The 16544-nt window shown below is 54.4% G+C and carries 13 protein-coding genes, 1 tRNA gene and 1 other RNA gene; 7 read left to right on the forward strand and 8 right to left on the reverse strand.

From position 1 onward, the window contains the following. Positions 1–351 precede the first annotated feature (351 nt). The 3 genes from RW65_RS08460 to RW65_RS08470 all read left to right on the forward strand — a co-directional run bounded on the left by RW65_RS08460 (position 352) and on the right by RW65_RS08470 (position 1083). Positions 352–439 (forward strand) — tRNA-Ser (locus tag RW65_RS08460). 46 nt (positions 440–485) lie between these two features. Further along, positions 486–647: non-coding RNA, RtT sRNA (locus RW65_RS21775), on the forward strand. A gap of 91 nt (positions 648–738) precedes the next feature. Beyond that, positions 739–1083: an SH3 domain-containing protein gene (locus tag RW65_RS08470; RefSeq protein WP_039056285.1), complete on the forward strand. Its 345-nt coding sequence runs from the start codon at positions 739–741 to the stop codon at positions 1081–1083. Positions 1084–1227: 144 nt separating this feature from the next. Here the strand turns inward: RW65_RS08470 and phoH are convergent, their stop codons facing one another. The 5 genes from phoH to putP form a co-directional block, all read right to left on the reverse strand. Next, positions 1228–2016, reverse strand: coding sequence for a phosphate starvation-inducible protein PhoH (gene phoH, locus RW65_RS08475; RefSeq protein ID WP_039056286.1), 789 nt, complete (start codon positions 2014–2016; stop codon positions 1228–1230). 538 nt (positions 2017–2554) lie between these two features. Continuing rightward, positions 2555–3838, reverse strand: coding sequence for an iron uptake transporter deferrochelatase/peroxidase subunit (efeB, locus tag RW65_RS08480; protein ID WP_039056287.1), 1284 nt, complete (start codon positions 3836–3838; stop codon positions 2555–2557). Positions 3839–3842: 4 nt separating this feature from the next. Continuing rightward, positions 3843–4970, reverse strand: coding sequence for an iron uptake system protein EfeO (gene efeO, locus RW65_RS08485; RefSeq protein WP_039056288.1), 1128 nt, complete (start codon positions 4968–4970; stop codon positions 3843–3845). A gap of 39 nt (positions 4971–5009) precedes the next feature. After that, entirely contained in the window at positions 5010–5843 is an 834-nt protein-coding gene (gene efeU / locus RW65_RS08490) for an iron uptake transporter permease EfeU (RefSeq protein ID WP_039056289.1), read from the reverse strand. A 409-nt stretch (positions 5844–6252) separates the two neighbouring features. Further along, the gene (gene putP, locus RW65_RS08495) at positions 6253–7761 is read right to left on the reverse strand and encodes a sodium/proline symporter PutP (protein ID WP_039056290.1); all 1509 of its coding nucleotides are present in this window, start codon (positions 7759–7761) and stop codon (positions 6253–6255) included. Between the two features lie 416 nt (positions 7762–8177). Between putP and putA the strand changes: the two genes are divergently transcribed. Both putA and RW65_RS08505 read left to right on the forward strand, forming a co-directional pair. Next, entirely contained in the window at positions 8178–12134 is a 3957-nt protein-coding gene (gene putA, locus RW65_RS08500; RefSeq protein ID WP_039056291.1) for a trifunctional transcriptional regulator/proline dehydrogenase/L-glutamate gamma-semialdehyde dehydrogenase, read from the forward strand. 278 nt (positions 12135–12412) lie between these two features. After that, entirely contained in the window at positions 12413–12814 is a 402-nt protein-coding gene (locus RW65_RS08505) for a lysozyme inhibitor LprI family protein (RefSeq protein ID WP_039056292.1), read from the forward strand. On the opposite strand, the gene rutR is transcribed toward RW65_RS08505, so the two are convergent. Beyond that, positions 12811–13449, reverse strand: coding sequence for an HTH-type transcriptional regulator RutR (gene rutR / locus RW65_RS08510; protein WP_039056293.1), 639 nt, complete (start codon positions 13447–13449; stop codon positions 12811–12813). The two genes, RW65_RS08505 and rutR, sit on opposite strands and share 4 nt — an antisense overlap. 397 nt (positions 13450–13846) lie before the next feature. Beyond that, complete coding sequence (locus RW65_RS08515) at positions 13847–14026, reverse strand: con-10 family general stress protein (protein ID WP_072037729.1); 180 nt, start codon at positions 14024–14026, stop codon at positions 13847–13849. A 390-nt stretch (positions 14027–14416) separates the two neighbouring features. Between RW65_RS08515 and wrbA the strand changes: the two genes are divergently transcribed. Both wrbA and RW65_RS08525 read left to right on the forward strand, forming a co-directional pair. Next, on the forward strand, positions 14417–15013 hold the full coding sequence (gene wrbA / locus RW65_RS08520; RefSeq protein WP_039056295.1) for an NAD(P)H:quinone oxidoreductase: 597 nt from the start codon (positions 14417–14419) through the stop codon (positions 15011–15013). Positions 15014–15032: 19 nt separating this feature from the next. Further along, positions 15033–15260, forward strand: coding sequence for a YccJ family protein (locus RW65_RS08525; RefSeq protein ID WP_039056296.1), 228 nt, complete (start codon positions 15033–15035; stop codon positions 15258–15260). 38 nt (positions 15261–15298) lie between these two features. Here RW65_RS08525 and agp read toward each other — a convergent pair whose 3' ends face one another. Continuing rightward, positions 15299–16537: a bifunctional glucose-1-phosphatase/inositol phosphatase gene (agp, locus tag RW65_RS08530; protein WP_039056297.1), complete on the reverse strand. Its 1239-nt coding sequence runs from the start codon at positions 16535–16537 to the stop codon at positions 15299–15301. Positions 16538–16544 lie beyond the last annotated feature (7 nt).

Here is a 16544-nt window from a genome sequence, read left to right on the forward strand (position 1 = left end):
GACAGACCACGCACGCAGTAAGTGGGCTGCCCGCAGGGCGAGCGAAGCGAGTCAATCCCCCCCCGCACCGCCATTCTTTAAGAGAAGAGCCTGCATGAAAGCACGGCTTCTTCCTTTATATAGCTGGCACAATCTGCCCACTGAACGCCTCCCACCTACTCACGCCGCGCTACTGCTCAACCAGATGCCTTTTTAACGCTCTGTCAGATATTATGATTTCCCCCAGGCCCCTTATTGCTCACACCTTAAGCGAACAATCATTAAAGCTTAAAATCTTGCTTGACCGTTTTCATACAACTCCCTATAGTAGCGCCCCGTTGCCCCCTGCAGAGGCTGGCAGCAATACAATGTGGTGAGGTGTCCGAGTGGCTGAAGGAGCACGCCTGGAAAGTGTGTATACGGCAACGTATCGGGGGTTCGAATCCCCCCCTCACCGCCATCATTTGAAGAAGAGCTCGCATGCAAATGCGGGCTTTTTTTTCGCCTGTGGCACCGCATCAGGGGGGATGAGAAGCCCCGACTGGGGTTCGACAACTGGCGCAGCCAGTTGGACAGACCACGCACGCAGTAAGTGGGGCTGCCCGCGCACGCTGTGAGTGGGGCTGCCCGCAGGGCGAGCAAAGCGAGTCATTCCCCCTTCCTCACCATCATTTAATGAAATGTCCGCACGCGGTTGTCCTGTGGGGCAACGAGTGCTATACGATTCAGGATATTGATTAAGCAACAGGAGTCTTTGAGATGATTACTTGTGCTGTGGTCATCAAAAATTACACATCTGCGTTTCCTGACCCCATTTCGATAAAGAAAAATGCCACTGCTGTTGTCAGCCATTGCGATCTCCAGTATCGCGGATGGGTGTGGATTACTCTCGATAACGGGCATGCCGGCTGGGCACCACAGCAGTTGTTCTTACCGCAGAGCGCTAATAAAATCCTGTGCCTGGAAGATTATACGGCGCGGGAGTTATCCGTCATCGTTGGCGAAAAAATTACTATTGGTACGTCGCTAAATGGCTGGTGCTGGGCGACGAATGTCGCCGGTGAATCAGGATGGTTGCCCGAAGAGAATATCGATATCAAATAACACGTTTTAATGGGCTTCCCCGCAGCTCGTAGACGATGTCGTGGGCAGACAACCTGGCTTTTCAGCACCGTTAATACGCTTACGATCCCAGCGCAAAAAAATAAAACCCGGTTTCCCGGGTTTTAACACGAAATACGTTGAGGGTCAGTCGTACGCTTTTAGCGTTCGCTGGCAAAGAGCGGATCGTACACAGTCATCTTTGTTAAAGCGGACGATGCCTATCATGTCGTCTTCCTCAAAACGTGCCAGCGCGTCGCTCAGGCCCGACTTCACGCCGGACGGCAGATCGCACTGCGTAATGTCACCGTTAACAATGACGGTCACGTTCTCCCCGAGGCGCGTTAAAAACATTTTCATTTGCGCTGCAGTAACATTCTGAGCCTCGTCGAGAATGACCACCGCATTTTCAAAGGTACGTCCGCGCATATAGGCGAACGGCGCGATTTCCACCTTGCCGATCTCCGGGCGCAGGCAGTATTGCATAAAGGACGCGCCCAGGCGTTTTAGCAGCACGTCATAAACGGGCCGGAAATAAGGCGCGAACTTCTCCGAGATATCCCCGGGTAAGAAGCCGAGATCTTCATCGGCCTGCAGTACCGGACGGGTAACAATAATTCTCTCCACATCCTTGTGAATCAGGGCCTCCGCCGCTTTCGCTGCGCTGATCCACGTTTTACCGCAGCCGGCTTCACCGGTGGCGAAGATCAGCTGTTTACTCTCGATAGCATTCAGGTAGTGCGCTTGAGCTTCATTACGCGCTGCAATTGGTGAAACATCCCGGCTGTCCCGCGCCATGCCAATTGATTCAACGCCACTCATCTGCACAAGCGAGGTGACCGACTCTTCTTCACGTTGCTTATGGCTGCGTGAATCACGTCTCAGCACGCGTTTCGCTTCACGACGAGCTTTGATCACTGCTTTCTGTCTTCCCATGGATAGCACCTTGAGTTGTTGGTTTACATCACACGCGTCGTTCTCGACGCGATTATGCGCACAAACGTCTGAGGGTTGGCTTCCTTGTAAGCCATTGCTTGCCTTTGAAAATGACGTGCCGAAGCAACGGACTGCATTGCCTGTCACATCGCTGTAATCAGGAATAAAAAAGAGGGAGGAAAATTCAGGGGCGAAGAAGTCAATGCCGGAGGTCGCACCTCCATGCCGGGTCTTACGAGGTCTTTTTGTCGGTCCGCTAAAGGACTTTACCATCCGCGATCTCCAGATAAACTTCATCACCGCAGGGGATAACGCTATAACTAATTACATCAAAGTTTAGCATTATTGCAACATTATTTTTACCAACCAGACAGGCGCACAGGCCTCTGTAAAGTTAATTTCAGTCTCTTTGATAAATATTACAGAAAGATAACAGATACTTTCTAAGGCAAAAAAAAGATAACTGGATGGCAGAAAAGCCTGTCAGGAGAGAACGGATAACAGAATATCCTGCCCGCTGGCGGGCAGGATCGAAACGTTACGCTTCAAGCAGCGATTGTGCCAGATAGCGGTTTGCCTCTTTTACACCGGGCAGGACAAAAAAGTAACCGCCGCCAATCGGACGAATGTACTCTTCCAGCGCCTCGCCGTTGAGACGTTTTTGCACCGTCAGAAAACCCTTTTCCAAATCATGCTGATAACAGACGAACAACAGCCCCATATCCAGCTGACCTGAGTTGGTCACGCCGAGTGAATAGCTGTAGCCACGGCGCATCATCAGGCTCGATTGCGTCTCTTTGGTGCGCGGATTCGCCAGACGAATATGGCTGTCGAGGGCAATCACATCGCCGCCGGGATCGCTGGCATAATCCGGAGCATCATGCTCATTTTGCATACCCAGCGGCGCACCCGTGTGCTTATCACGCCCGAAAATGGTCTGCTGCTCTTTCAACGGTGTACGATCCCAAAACTCGACATGGAACTGGATGATACGCACCGCCTGATAGCTGCCACCCGTCGCCCAATTGGGTTCGCCCTGCTCTGGCGTCACCCATACCACTTCGTTCATCAGCGTATTATCGCTGCTGTCCGGGTTGGCGGTACCGTCTTTAAACCCCAGCAAATTGACCGGTGTCTCTTTACCTTTGCTGCGCGCCGCGTGATCAGAGATAAACCCTTCCCGCTTCCAGCGCACGCTAAGCAAATCTGGCGTATGTTTAATCACATCGCGCAGCGCGTGAATCACCGTATCCTGCGTGTTGGCGCAAATTTGTAACAGCACATCGCCGTGGCATAACGCCGCATCCAATGAATCATTGGGAAAACGGGTCATTTTTTGCAGTTTTTTCGGCTTCTGCGCGCTTAAACCAAAACGGTTGTCGAACAACGCGTCGCCTACCGAAACCGTAATGGTCAGGTTATCCGGGGCGATATAAGCACCGAGAATACCGGAATCCATAGGCGGCAAACGCGGATTTGGCGTCTCGGGAGCCGGTCCACCGGTCGTTAAGAACGCTATACGCTGCGTTAATAAGCGGAATAGCCTTTCGAGCTCGGCTTTATCTGCTGCCAGTACGTCAAAAGCCACCAGCATCATGGAGGCCTGCTGCGGCGTTAAAATACCGGCCTGGTGAGCCCCCAGAAAGGGCTGTTTTTCCATGCGCGCATCCGGCGACAGCGTTCCCGGTGCGCTTTGCGGTTTTGCCGCATGCGCCACCGGGCATCCACCCGCCAGCGCAAGCGCGCCTCCCAGCGCGCCCATACTTTTTAATAAACGACGCCGCGAAGGCTCGCTTACGTCGTTGTCATCATTGTGCTTCATGGTATTAATCCAGCCCCAACACGCCGCGTAACTGAGCCAGATCTTCCGCCAGGGTAGTGATCGGCCCTTTTAGGGCATTGCGGTCGGCATCGGTCAGTTTATCGTAAGTCTCGTAGCCTTCTTTGGTGCGGTATTTTGCGAGGATGGTATCCACTTTCTTGAAGTTGGCATCCACTTTCGCCAGCAGATCGGCGTTATCTTTTTGCAACTGCGGACGCAGCAAATCGACAATCTTCTGCGCGCCATCTACGTTTGCCTGGAAGTCCCACAGATCGGTGTGGCTGTAGCGATCTTCTTCACCGCTGATTTTGCTTGCCGCCACTTCCTCAATCAGACCGGCTGCGCCGCCGACCACTTTGGATGGCGGAAATGCCAGCGCATTAATGCGCGTTTGCAACTCAACCACATCGCTGTGCAGACGATCGGCATAGCTGCCCATATCTTTGACGTTGCTATCGCCAAACAGGGCTTTTTCCAGACGGTGGAAGCCGGTGAATTTCGGATCGGCGGCTTTCTGCTCATAGTCATCTTCGCGGGCATCAATGCTGCCGTCGAGATCGGAAAAGAGTTCGGCAATCGGTTCAATACGTTCGTAGTGCTGGCGCGTTGGCGCATACAGTGCTTTCGCTTTTTCAATATCGCCCGCTTTCACCGCATCGGTAAACGCTTTGGTCCCGGAGACCAGTTGGGCGGTTTCTGCCACCACATAGGCTTTATACTGAGTGATAGCCTCGCTCAGGATCTGCAGCGCGTCGCCTTTTGCCGTATCGGCACTTGCCGCACCTTTTACAATCAGCTTGCCTTTCGGGTTGGTCAATAGACCGCAGGTCATCTCATACTCGCCCGGTTGCAGATTGGCGGTCAGCTTCTGGCTGAAACCCGGCGCAATATTTTCACGCTCTTCTACCACCATCACGCCTTTGAGGATCTCCCACTCCAGCGCTTTCTGGCTGTGGTTGAGGATCACAAACTGCGTTTTACCTGCGTTCACCGTCAGGTTCATCGGTTCACACTGCTTGTCAGTGACCGTGACTTTGACCTGCGGAATATCTGCTGCCTGCGCCGCGAAAGTGCCGGTAAGTAAAGCCGCTATCCCGGCCTGCAAAACACTACGACGAAAATGTATAGCCATGACCCTTCCCTATAAAAGTATGTTGTAACTAAAAAGCAATTACTGCGCCGCCCGGGACGGCTGCGTACCAGCGCGCGGCGGCAGGAAAAACAGCACCAGCGCCGGGATTAGATAAACAAAATAGGTCACCACTTCGCTGACGCTCGGCGTTTCCTGATAACCAAAGATCCCCTCCAGCAGCGTGCCGGTGAGGGAATGGGTGGTGAGGACATTGCTTAAATCGAATGCCACATCCTGAAAATGGTTCCACAAGCCCGCTTCATGAAAGGCGCGGATCGCTCCGGCAGCAAGACCGGCTGCGACAAAGAGAATAAACAGGCTGGTCCATTTGAAAAATGCACCAAGATTGAGGCGCACACCGCCCCAGTACAGCAGAAAGCCGAGTACCACCGCCGTCGCCAGCCCCAGTATCGCGCCAAGGGGCGGCCAGATGCCGACATCCTGCTGGAACGCCGCCAACAGGAAGAATACCGATTCCAGACCTTCACGTGCCACGGCGAAAAAGACCATTAGGATCAGCGCCCAACCGTGGTTATGACTGCGCGCCAGCGCGCTATCCACCGCCTGCTCAAGCTGCACTTTGACGTTGCGCGACACTTTACGCATCCAGAACACCATCCAGGTAAGGATCACCACGGCTATCAGCGCGACTATCCCTTCGAATAACTCCTGCTCTTTTTGCGGGAACTCGCCGGTCGTTTCGTTGATGGCAATACCCAGCCCCAGACAGAGCGCGGCGGCAAGGAAAACCCCTATCCACATCACGCTAATCCAGCGTCCGCGCTGGGTGCGCTTTAAATAACTGGCGATCAAACTGACGATCAGCGCCGCTTCGAGGCCTTCACGTAACATAATCAAAAATGGAACAAACATGGAGGGAGCCCCTAATGTCATGCGCGGTCAAAGGTTGCAAAGAAAAGTAAATTGCAGTGATAGTGATTATCATTACGCCGATAAGAAACTCAAGCGAAAAATGATGAGAATGATAACTGGATGTAACCGTGTAGCAGCCTAACCATGCGGGTTTGCGCGTTTTATGCCAGGAAATAAACCTTAACTCAAATATTGCGATAATCCCTGCGCATACTCCGTGTCGTAGTGAGAAAGCGAATCTATGTCCACTCAACGCTGACGCGCCCTTTCTGTTGGCAATTTTTGCCCTTGCCCGGCGGGTGCGTAGTAAATGCCAACCCGATCAAACGCGCTTTGTATAAGCAATAAAAAAACCCGCTGCGATCCTGAGGAATCCTCAGTTACCCAGCGGGTTTTAACTTTAAAAAGCTTATTCGGCCTGTAACCGCGACGGCGGTGCAGAGCGGTAATGGGCGTCCGCTTCAGCAAAACGCTGCTGCATTGCCGCAGACGGCGCTTTACCCAACAGGCTGAAGATCACAATCCCAAGGCTGCCAAAAACGAAGCCCGGAATGATTTCATACAGATTCAGCCAGCCGTAATGTTTCCAGATAATGACCGTCAACGCACCGATGATCATCCCGGCCAGCGCGCCATTGCGCGTCATACGCGGCCACATTACTGACAACAGCACCACCGGGCCAAAAGCCGCGCCGAAGCCGGCCCATGCGTAGCTCACCAGACCCAGCACGCGGTTTTCCGGGTTCGCCGCCAGCGCAATGGCGATAAACGCTATCAGCAGCACCATTGCGCGGCCCACCCACACCAGTTCGCGCTGGCTTGCACCTTTGCGTAAAAAGGCTTTATAGAAATCTTCCGTTAACGCGCTGGAGCATACCAGCAGCTGGCAGCTTAGCGTCGACATCACCGCAGCGAGAATGGCTGACAGTAGCACTCCGGCAATCCACGGGTTAAACAGCACCTGCGCCAGCTCGATAAACACGCGCTCGGCATTCTGATTAACTTCACCCGCAGCAGCTGGATTGTTAGTGAAATAAGCGATGCCGAAAAAGCCTACCGCCACCGCACCGGCCAGACACAGGATCATCCACGCCATACTGATGCGACGCGCATGAACAATGGTGTGATGGGAATCGGCCGCCATAAAGCGCGCCAGGATATGCGGCTGGCCGAAATAACCCAGCCCCCAGCCCATCAAGGAGATAATGGCGACAAAATTGAGTCCTTTCAGCATGTCGACATTTTCAATGCTTTTTTGCTTGATAACTTCCAGCGAGTCACCGAAACCGCCGACGGAGATAATGACGATCACCGGCGTTAAGATCAGCGCGAAAATCATCAGGCTGGCCTGTACCGTGTCGGTCCAGCTGATCGCCAGGAAACCGCCGATAAAGGTATAGATAATCGTCGCGGCAGCACCGGCCCACAGCGCATTTTCGTAACCCATGCCAAAGGTGCTTTCAAACAGACGCGCCCCCGCCACAATGCCGGAAGCGCAATAAATGGTGAAAAACACCAGAATAACGATGGCTGAGATAATACGCAGCAGGCGGCTATTGTCTTCGAAACGGCTGGTAAAATAGTCCGGCAGCGTTAGCGCATTATTGTTCACCTCGGTATGCACGCGCAGACGCCCGGCCACCAGCTTCCAGTTGATCCAGGCCCCTAACGTCAGGCCGATGGCTATCCAGCTTTCGGAGATACCGGAAATAAAAACCGCCCCCGGTAGCCCCATCAGCAGCCAGCCGCTCATATCAGATGCTCCGGCGGACAACGCCGTTACCAGCGGGCCCAGGCGGCGGCCACCCAGAATGTAGTCATCAAAGTTTTTCGTCGAACGCCAGGCGACGAAACCGATGAGCAGCATGCCAAAAATATACACAAGGAAGGTCACCAGCATCGGTGTGCTCATTGCCATTAAGAATTCTCCAGGAGTCTTCGTCGGCAAACATCGTTTGCCGCTGATGGCCCTCGCCGGAACGGGGCGACGGACGTATTGATTATGTGAAGCGCCCGTATCCTGCCGGAAGCCTCACTTATTCACAATTGGTTTAACACAGCATTTACATCGAATTCACCCTGGCCCTAATAACATTTTGCTATAGGTTGCACTGAGTCACACTTTCAAGGGTTGCACCTTTGAAAAATGTTATGTACCGCATAAAACCTGAATTAGCAGCAAACGAGACGTCGCTTTTTCGTGTTACCGGTAATTAACATTTCATTCATTTTGCGGCTTGCTGCCCAGGTCACATTTAACAAGGTTGCACAAAGTTGCAACATGATGGATATTTCAGCCTGAACCGCAAAATTACGCAAAAACAGGAGCAAAGCATGGGCACCACTACCATGGGGGTCAAGCTTGATGACGCAACGCGCGAAAGGATCAAAGCCGCTGCAGCCACCATCGACCGCACGCCGCACTGGCTGATTAAGCAGGCCATATTTAACTTCCTCGAAAAACTGGAAAACAGCGAAGGTTTACCGGAGCTGGCTGGCGCACAGCCGTCCGCTGCGGAAGACGAGCCGCTGGTAACCGTTGAGGAGAACCATCAGCCATTTTTGGATTTCGCCGAACAGATCCTGCCGCAGTCCGTTTCCCGCGCGGCGATTACCGGCGCATGGCGTTGGGCGGAAACCGATGCGGTCCCCATGCTGCTTGAACAAGCCCGACTGCCGCAGCCGGTGGCGCAAAATGCGCATAAACTGGCTTATCAGTTAGCGGAAAAGCTGCGCAATCAAAAAACCGCGTCCGGTCGCGCCGGTATGGTGCAAAGTCTGCTGCAAGAGTTTTCCCTCTCCTCGCAAGAAGGGGTGGCGCTGATGTGTCTGGCGGAAGCGCTGCTGCGCATTCCCGACAAGGCGACCCGCGATGCGCTGATCCGCGACAAAATCAGCAACGGTAACTGGCATTCACATATTGGCCGTAGCCCGTCGCTGTTCGTCAATGCCGCGACCTGGGGACTGTTGTTTACCGGCCGTCTGGTTTCCACCCATAACGAAGCCAATCTCTCGCGCTCCCTGAACCGTATTATTGGTAAAAGCGGCGAGCCGCTGATCCGTAAAGGCGTGGATATGGCAATGCGCTTGATGGGGGAGCAGTTTGTCACCGGCGAAACCATCGCCGAAGCGCTGGCGAATGCACGCAAACTGGAAGATAAAGGCTTTCGTTACTCCTACGATATGCTGGGCGAAGCGGCGCTGACCGCCGCCGACGCGCAAGCCTATATGGTCTCCTATCAGCAGGCGATCCACGCCATTGGTAAAGCCTCGAACGGGCGCGGTATTTATGAAGGGCCGGGTATCTCCATTAAGCTTTCCGCCCTGCACCCGCGCTACAGCCGTGCGCAATACGATCGCGTGATGGATGAGCTCTATCCGCGTCTGAAGTCCCTCACCTTGCTGGCACGCCAGTATGATATCGGCATTAATATTGATGCCGAAGAGGCCGATCGGCTGGAAATCTCTCTCGACCTGCTGGAAAAACTCTGTTTTGAACCGGAACTGGCGGGCTGGAACGGCATCGGCTTCGTGATTCAGGCTTATCAAAAGCGCTGCCCGTTTGTGATTGATTATCTTATCGATCTGGCGACCCGCAGTCGCCGTCGCCTGATGATCCGCCTGGTAAAAGGCGCGTACTGGGACAGCGAAATCAAGCGGGCGCAGATGGAAGGGCTGGAGGGCTATCCAGTCTATACCCGCAAGGTCTATACCGACGTCTCTTACCTCGCCTGTGCGAAAAAATTACTCGCGGTGCCGAACCTGATCTACCCGCAGTTCGCCACCCACAACGCCCACACGCTGGCGGCAATCTATCAACTCGCCGGACAGAACTACTATCCAGGTCAGTATGAATTCCAGTGCCTGCACGGGATGGGCGAGCCGCTGTATGAGCAAGTGGTCGGCAAAGTCGCCGACGGCAAGCTGAACCGCCCATGTCGTATTTATGCGCCGGTCGGCACGCATGAAACCTTACTGGCTTACCTGGTGCGTCGTCTGCTGGAAAACGGTGCCAATACCTCGTTCGTTAACCGCATCGCCGATAACACCTTACCGCTGGATGCGCTGGTGGCGGATCCGGTGAGCGAAGTGGAAAAAATGGCCGCCCAGGAAGGTCAGGTGGGTCTGCCGCATCCGAAAATCGCCCTGCCCCGCGCGCTGTATGGCGAAGGCCGTATTAATGCGGCAGGTTTAGATCTGGCGAACGAACATCGACTGGCCTCGCTCTCTTCGTCACTATTAGCCAGCGCCGCACACAAATGGTACGCACGCCCAATCCTGGAACAAACGGTGATGGAAGGCGAACCGCTGGCGGTTATCAACCCTGCCGAGCCGAAAGACACCGTCGGTTACGTGGTTGAAGCCAGCGAAGCGCAGGTGAATCAGGCGCTGGAAAACGCCGTTAACCATGCGCCCATCTGGTTTGCTACGCCGCCGCAGGAGCGCGCCGCCATTCTTCAGCGCGCCGCGGTGCTGATGGAAGATCAGATGCAGTCGTTGATTGGCATTCTGGTGCGTGAAGCTGGGAAAACCTTTAGCAATGCCATTGCCGAAGTGCGTGAAGCGGTGGATTTTCTGCGCTACTACGCCGGCCAGGTCAGTGCGGATTTCGATAACGAAACGCACCGTCCGCTGGGGCCGGTGGTCTGTATCAGCCCGTGGAACTTCCCGCTGGCGATTTTTACCGGGCAGATTGCCGCCGCTTTAGCCGCCGGCAATAGCGTACTGGCGAAACCGGCTGAACAAACACCGCTGATCGCCGCTCAGGGCGTGGCGATTCTGCTGGAAGCCGGTGTGCCGGCAGGCGTTGTGCAGTTACTGCCGGGCCGCGGCGAAACCGTGGGCGCACAGTTGACCGGGGATGCGCGCGTGCGCGGCGTAATGTTTACCGGCTCGACCGATGTCGCGACGCTGCTGCAACGCAATCTTGCGACCCGTCTCGATGCCCAGGGTCATCCGACGCCGCTTATCGCCGAAACCGGCGGTATGAATGCGATGATTGTCGACTCCTCTGCGCTGACGGAACAGGTGGTGATCGATGTGCTGGCTTCTGCCTTTGATAGCGCAGGCCAACGCTGTTCTGCGCTGCGCGTGCTCTGCTTACAGGATGATATTGCCGACCATACGCTGACCATGCTGCGCGGTGCGATGGCCGAGTGCCGGATGGGCAATCCGGGCCGTCTCTCCACCGATATCGGCCCGGTAATCGATGTCGAAGCGAAAACCAATATCGAAAAACATATCCAGTCGATGCAGGCCAAAGGCCGTAAGGTCTATCAGGCGGTACGCGAGAACAGTGAAGATGCGCGTGAATGGCGCACCGGTACGTTTATCCCACCGACGCTGATTGAGCTTGAAAGCTTCGATGAGCTGAAAAAAGAGATCTTCGGCCCGGTTCTGCACGTGGTGCGCTACCAGCGTAACCATCTGGATCAACTGATTGAGCAAATCAATGCATCCGGGTACGGTCTGACCCTCGGCGTCCATACCCGTATTGATGAAACCATTGCTCAGGTCACCGGCAATGCGCGTGTCGGTAATCTATACGTCAACCGCAATATGGTTGGCGCGGTGGTGGGCGTACAGCCGTTTGGTGGTGAAGGTTTGTCAGGTACCGGACCGAAAGCGGGCGGACCGCTCTATCTTTACCGCCTGTTGGGCAGCCGGCCGGAAAACGCCGTGCTGAAAACCCTTTCCCGCCATGACGCCAGCTTCCCGCTGGATGCTCAGTTAAAAACGTCGTTGGCGCAACCGCTGGAAGCGTTACGCGCCTGGGCAAAAGATAACCCGGCGTTGCAGCAACTGTGCGAGCAGTTCGGCGAGCTGGCGCAAACCGGTACGCAGCGTGTATTGATTGGCCCGACCGGGGAGCGCAACAGCTGGACGTTGATGCCGCGCGAGCGCGTGCTGTGCGTGGCGGATAACAAGCAAGACACACTGGTTCAACTGGCGGCAGCTCTCGCCTGCGGCAACCAGGTGCTGTGGCCGGACGATACACTGCATCGCGATCTGGCAAAACAGTTGCCGGAAAGCGTCAGCAAACGTATCCAGTTCGCCAAAACCGATGCGTTGATGGCGCAGAAGTTTGACGCGGTTATTTTCCACGGTGATTCCGACCAATTGGTGGCGCTGTGTGAAAACGTTGCTGCACGCAACGGTGCAATTGTGTCGGTGCAGGGCTTTGCACGGGGTGAGAGCAATATTCATCTCGAACGCTTGTGGCTTGAGCGCTCCCTGAGCGTGAATACCGCAGCCGCAGGCGGCAATGCCAGCCTGATGACAATCGGCTAAACGCTGCACCAAGCCGTTCTTTTCCCCCCTTTCACCAGGGGGAAACGTTAAGCGCCTGCGGGCGCTTTTTTATTGGCAAACGTGGAGACCCGGCAAAGCGTCGTCTTCCTGGCTTTAAGCCGTTATGTTGGCTGCCTGGCATACCGCCCGCTATTCCATGCTGCGAAGCACGGTACAAGCAGGCTCGTTTGTTAAAATCTGCGGCGGGCGGGTGACATTCCCTGTGGGCTATGTTAAGAAAAGCGCTGTTTCAACGCCTTGCGAATTAAGGGGAATGAATGAAAATACGTACGCTGGCGTTAGCGGCGCTGTTACTGAGCAGCCCGCTGTTGGCCATAGCCGATGAGTGCGATAACGCCTCGACCCAATCGCAGCTTAATAGCTGCACCGCAGAGCAGTACCAGACTGCCGATAAGAAACTCAATCAAACCTACCAGGCTGCGTTGAAACGCTCAACGCCGCAGCAGGCGGTAATGCTGAAAAAAGCGCAGCAGACCTGGGTTGCCTTACGCGACAGCGATTGTGCTTTTATGAGTTCTGGGGTCGAAGGCGGTAGCGCGCAGCCGATGGTACAAAACCAGTGCCTGGCGGATAAAACCAACGAGCGAGAAGCCTGGCTGGCGTCGCTGTTGCAATGTGGCGAAGGCGATCTCAGTTGCCCGCTGCAGCCTGGTCATTAACGTACGCGCACACCTTCAATAATCATGCGCTGTACATTCGCTACCGCGCGCTGAAAAAAGGCCTCATCCTGCAGGGTCGCGCCGGTCACGGCTTCCACTTGAGTGGCGAAATCGGCGTAGTGCTGGGTTGAGGCCCAAATCATAAAGATCAGATGGTGCGGATCGATGGCGGCAAGTTTGCCGCTGGCGACCCAGCCAGCAATAATCGCCGACTTCTCATCTATCAGGGTTTTTAAACTGCCGGTCAGTTCCGCTTTCAGCAGCGGCGCGCCCTGCAGCATCTCCTGACAAAAGAGTTTGGACGCCTGAGGATGATCGCGGGACACTTCCATTTTCAAACGGATATACTCGCCAATAGCTTCCAGCGGCGCGAAATCTGTCCGAAACGCTTTAAGGGGCGCCAGCCAGATATCGAGGATCTGGCGCAGCACGGCGATATAGAGCGCCTCTTTCGACGGATAGTAATAGAGCAAGTTGGTCTTCGAAACCCCCGCCAGTTCGGCCACCTGTTCAAGACGTGCACCGTGAAAACCAAGGCGCGAGAAGAGATCCAGCGCCGCGGCCAGGATTGCCTGGCGCTTTTCACTCACTGCTTGCTTACGTTTGCCCATACTTTTTACCGCGCCCTGCTGCATACCAAAAACTCCTGACAATCACTTATAACAATGGCTGCACTGCCCGGAACCGGGTTTGTCGCGATTTATCGCTACAAGCCGAGGCTTTGTTTCGAGACGGTGGCTTTAAGGGTTTTTATTTTACACAGGAACACGTCATTCCCTGCGGCGAGCTTACCCTGTTTTTGACAAGAGCGTTTGGCGGCAACTGTGCAGTTCGGCTTGAGCGAAAAGTACCCATCGCGTGTGAAATTACGGCACAAATAAGGAAGGCTGAGATTGCCTCTGAGGGAAAGCTATGACGAGTAGCGGGAATGACATCATCCTGCGAAGGACTGGGTGAGGAGGTCATTAACAACCGCCGGGTTTCCCCGGCGGCGGGCCTGGCTGGCACCTGTTAGGTTACCAGCCTGCAGGACTAGCTGCTGCTATTGCGGCTGCCGTGGCTATTTTTGCCCCCTTTTTTCCCCGCTTCAGAAGCGCGTTGAGGATCGTTTTTAAAATTCCCCCCGCTCTGTTGGCCACCTTTGCGACCTGCTGCGGATGCTCTTTCACGGTCTTCAGCAAAGTTACCTGATCCACCACGATGGTTTGCCATGCTTACCTCCAGATGAGTGAAATATCAGACTTCATACTGCATTGAGTAAAAGAGGACTCTTTCACTGGCGACGTGAAGGCCATGCCTTCATCTGCGCCGCGTGAAACTAAGCTTAGCGAAACGCGCAGCTTCGGCCAGTTATCAGTAATATTTTGCAACAGGTTGCACGCCATAAAGCCCGATTCCACCCGGCTAAATTCATAAGCAATTCTTATCAAATTGGAAAATTAAGCCCGGCAATATGTTACAAACTGTAAACATCAGACTTTTTTTCCTAATTTGTGATTTATCAAATAAATGTCCCTCAGATTTGCACTCTGGCCAGCACGTCATACGCTTAAAAAGACGGCAGCGTTGTGCTGGCGGAAAATAACTAAAGGAGTGAGGCAGATGGCCAAAGTTTTGGTGCTTTATTATTCCATGTATGGACATATTGAAACGATGGCGCATGCCGTAGCCGAAGGCGCGCAAAAAGTGGCGGGCGTAGAGGTGGTGATTAAGCGCGTACCCGAAACCATGCCGGCAGAACTATTCTTAAAATCAGGTGGTAAAACGCAGAACGCACCGGTCGCTACGCCGCAAGAACTGGCTGAGTATGACGCTATTATTTTGGGTACGCCGACACGCTTCGGCAATATGTCCGGGCAAATGCGTACCTTCCTCGATCAGACCGGCGGTCTGTGGGCGTCGGGTGCGTTGTACGGCAAGCTGGCGAGCGTGTTTAGTTCCACCGGCACCGGTGGCGGCCAGGAACATACAATCTCCTCCACATGGACTACCCTTGCTCATCATGGGATGGTGATTGTGCCGATTGGCTATGGCGCACAAGAACTGTTCGATGTTTCAGAGGTTCGCGGCGGCACGCCTTATGGCGCGACCACCATTGCGGGCGGCGATGGTTCTCGTCAGCCCAGCGCAGAAGAGCTGGCGATTGCCCGTTATCAGGGTGAGTATGTTGCCGGCCTGGCAGTAAAACTGAACGGCTAAACTTCTACAGGAGGACTGCATGCCATCTCAAGAAGCAAAAGCTCATCGCGTGGGTGAATGGGCCAGTTTACGCAATACCTCACCGGAAATCGCCGAAGCGATCTTCGAACTCGCTAACTACGATGAAACCCTGGCGGAGAAAATCTGGGAAGAAGGCAGCGATGAAGTGTTGCTGCGCGCCTTTGAAAAAACCGATAAAGACGCACTATTCTGGGGTGAACAGACCATCGAACGGCAAAACGTGTAATCCGCACTCCCCCGCTATCGCGGGGGAACTTCATCGCTCTATTTCGCCGCGTCCCGCATTACCGCATTAAATTTATCGATTGGACAGAATCCCTGCCCATCCACCGGGCATCCTTTTAGCGCCAGCGTAACGCGCTGGGCCGGTGATTTCAGGGTTAACGCTTCCGTTCTGCGCAGTTGCTCGCTGCTCTGATAGACATACTCAATCTTCATCAAATCGCGATTACCCGCCGTATCGTGCCAGCGCTGGAAAACAATTTTTCCGCCAATCGGCGTGCGTTCGTACTGGTCATGGAGCTTATAAGGCTCAAAGTCCAGCGCCGTCAGCAGCGAGGCAATATTAGAGTCGTGGCCCACCAGCAGCGTGATCTTCGGTGCCTGGCCGACTTCTTCCACAAGGGTTTTGTCGATGTATTTCACCAGCGGTTTTGCCACATTTCGTGCCACGTCGGCTGAGGTAAATAACGAATCCTGGTAGCTATTTTTCAGCTTCGATAAGAGACGCCACTGCTGATCGGTTTTGATCTCTCCCCAGGCGACCTGATCCATCGGAAAACCTTCGTAATATTGCAAAGTGAAAGCATCAACCAGTGAATTGCCCACTTTCAACGGCCCGGAAACACCCGGCTCCTGCTGATATTTCGCGCTGAATGTATCGCTCCCTTGTGCCAGTGAACACGGCTGTTTCTCTTTGCAGGCCGGTGATTGCTGATAGCGGGTAATTTTTTCCAGCAGCTTGTAGCTTTCGTCGAGGGAATAATGTTGACGCTGCGTCTCCATCGCCTTCACTGCCTGCTGGCTAAACGCGGCAGATTCGTCGGTGATGACCGGATTAAACAGCGGATCCATGGTGCCCATTTTTTCCTGATGATGCACCGGCACATCGCAGCCTGGAAACGCGCCATTGATAAAGAACTGCGCCGTGGCGACAGTACGCTGCAAACTGTTTGCCCATGCGTAAACGCTTTCCGGGGTTGGGCACTCTCCGGCGGTGAGCAGATTCTGCGCCACCAGCCACTCGCGCATATAGTGCCCCATATAGACTTCCAGTACGCCGCCTTTGGTGGTGAGTTCGCCTCCCGGCACATCCCACTCAGGCCATTTATTGGGCGTAGACTGTTCCAGCACGCTGCCGTTGTTCGCCAGCGGCGCGCGCAGGTTATGTCGACTCATGATTAATACTTGTTGTAATTGATAACCCTGCGGCACGGTTTGCGCCATCGCGGCGGGTAAAGCTGTTGCAATGGCAAGCGCTCTAAGCCAAAAAAGCTTTTTCATTTGTTGT

The organism is Enterobacter sp. Bisph1 (assembly GCF_000814905.1).
Taxonomy (GTDB): Bacteria; Pseudomonadota; Gammaproteobacteria; order Enterobacterales; family Enterobacteriaceae; genus Kosakonia.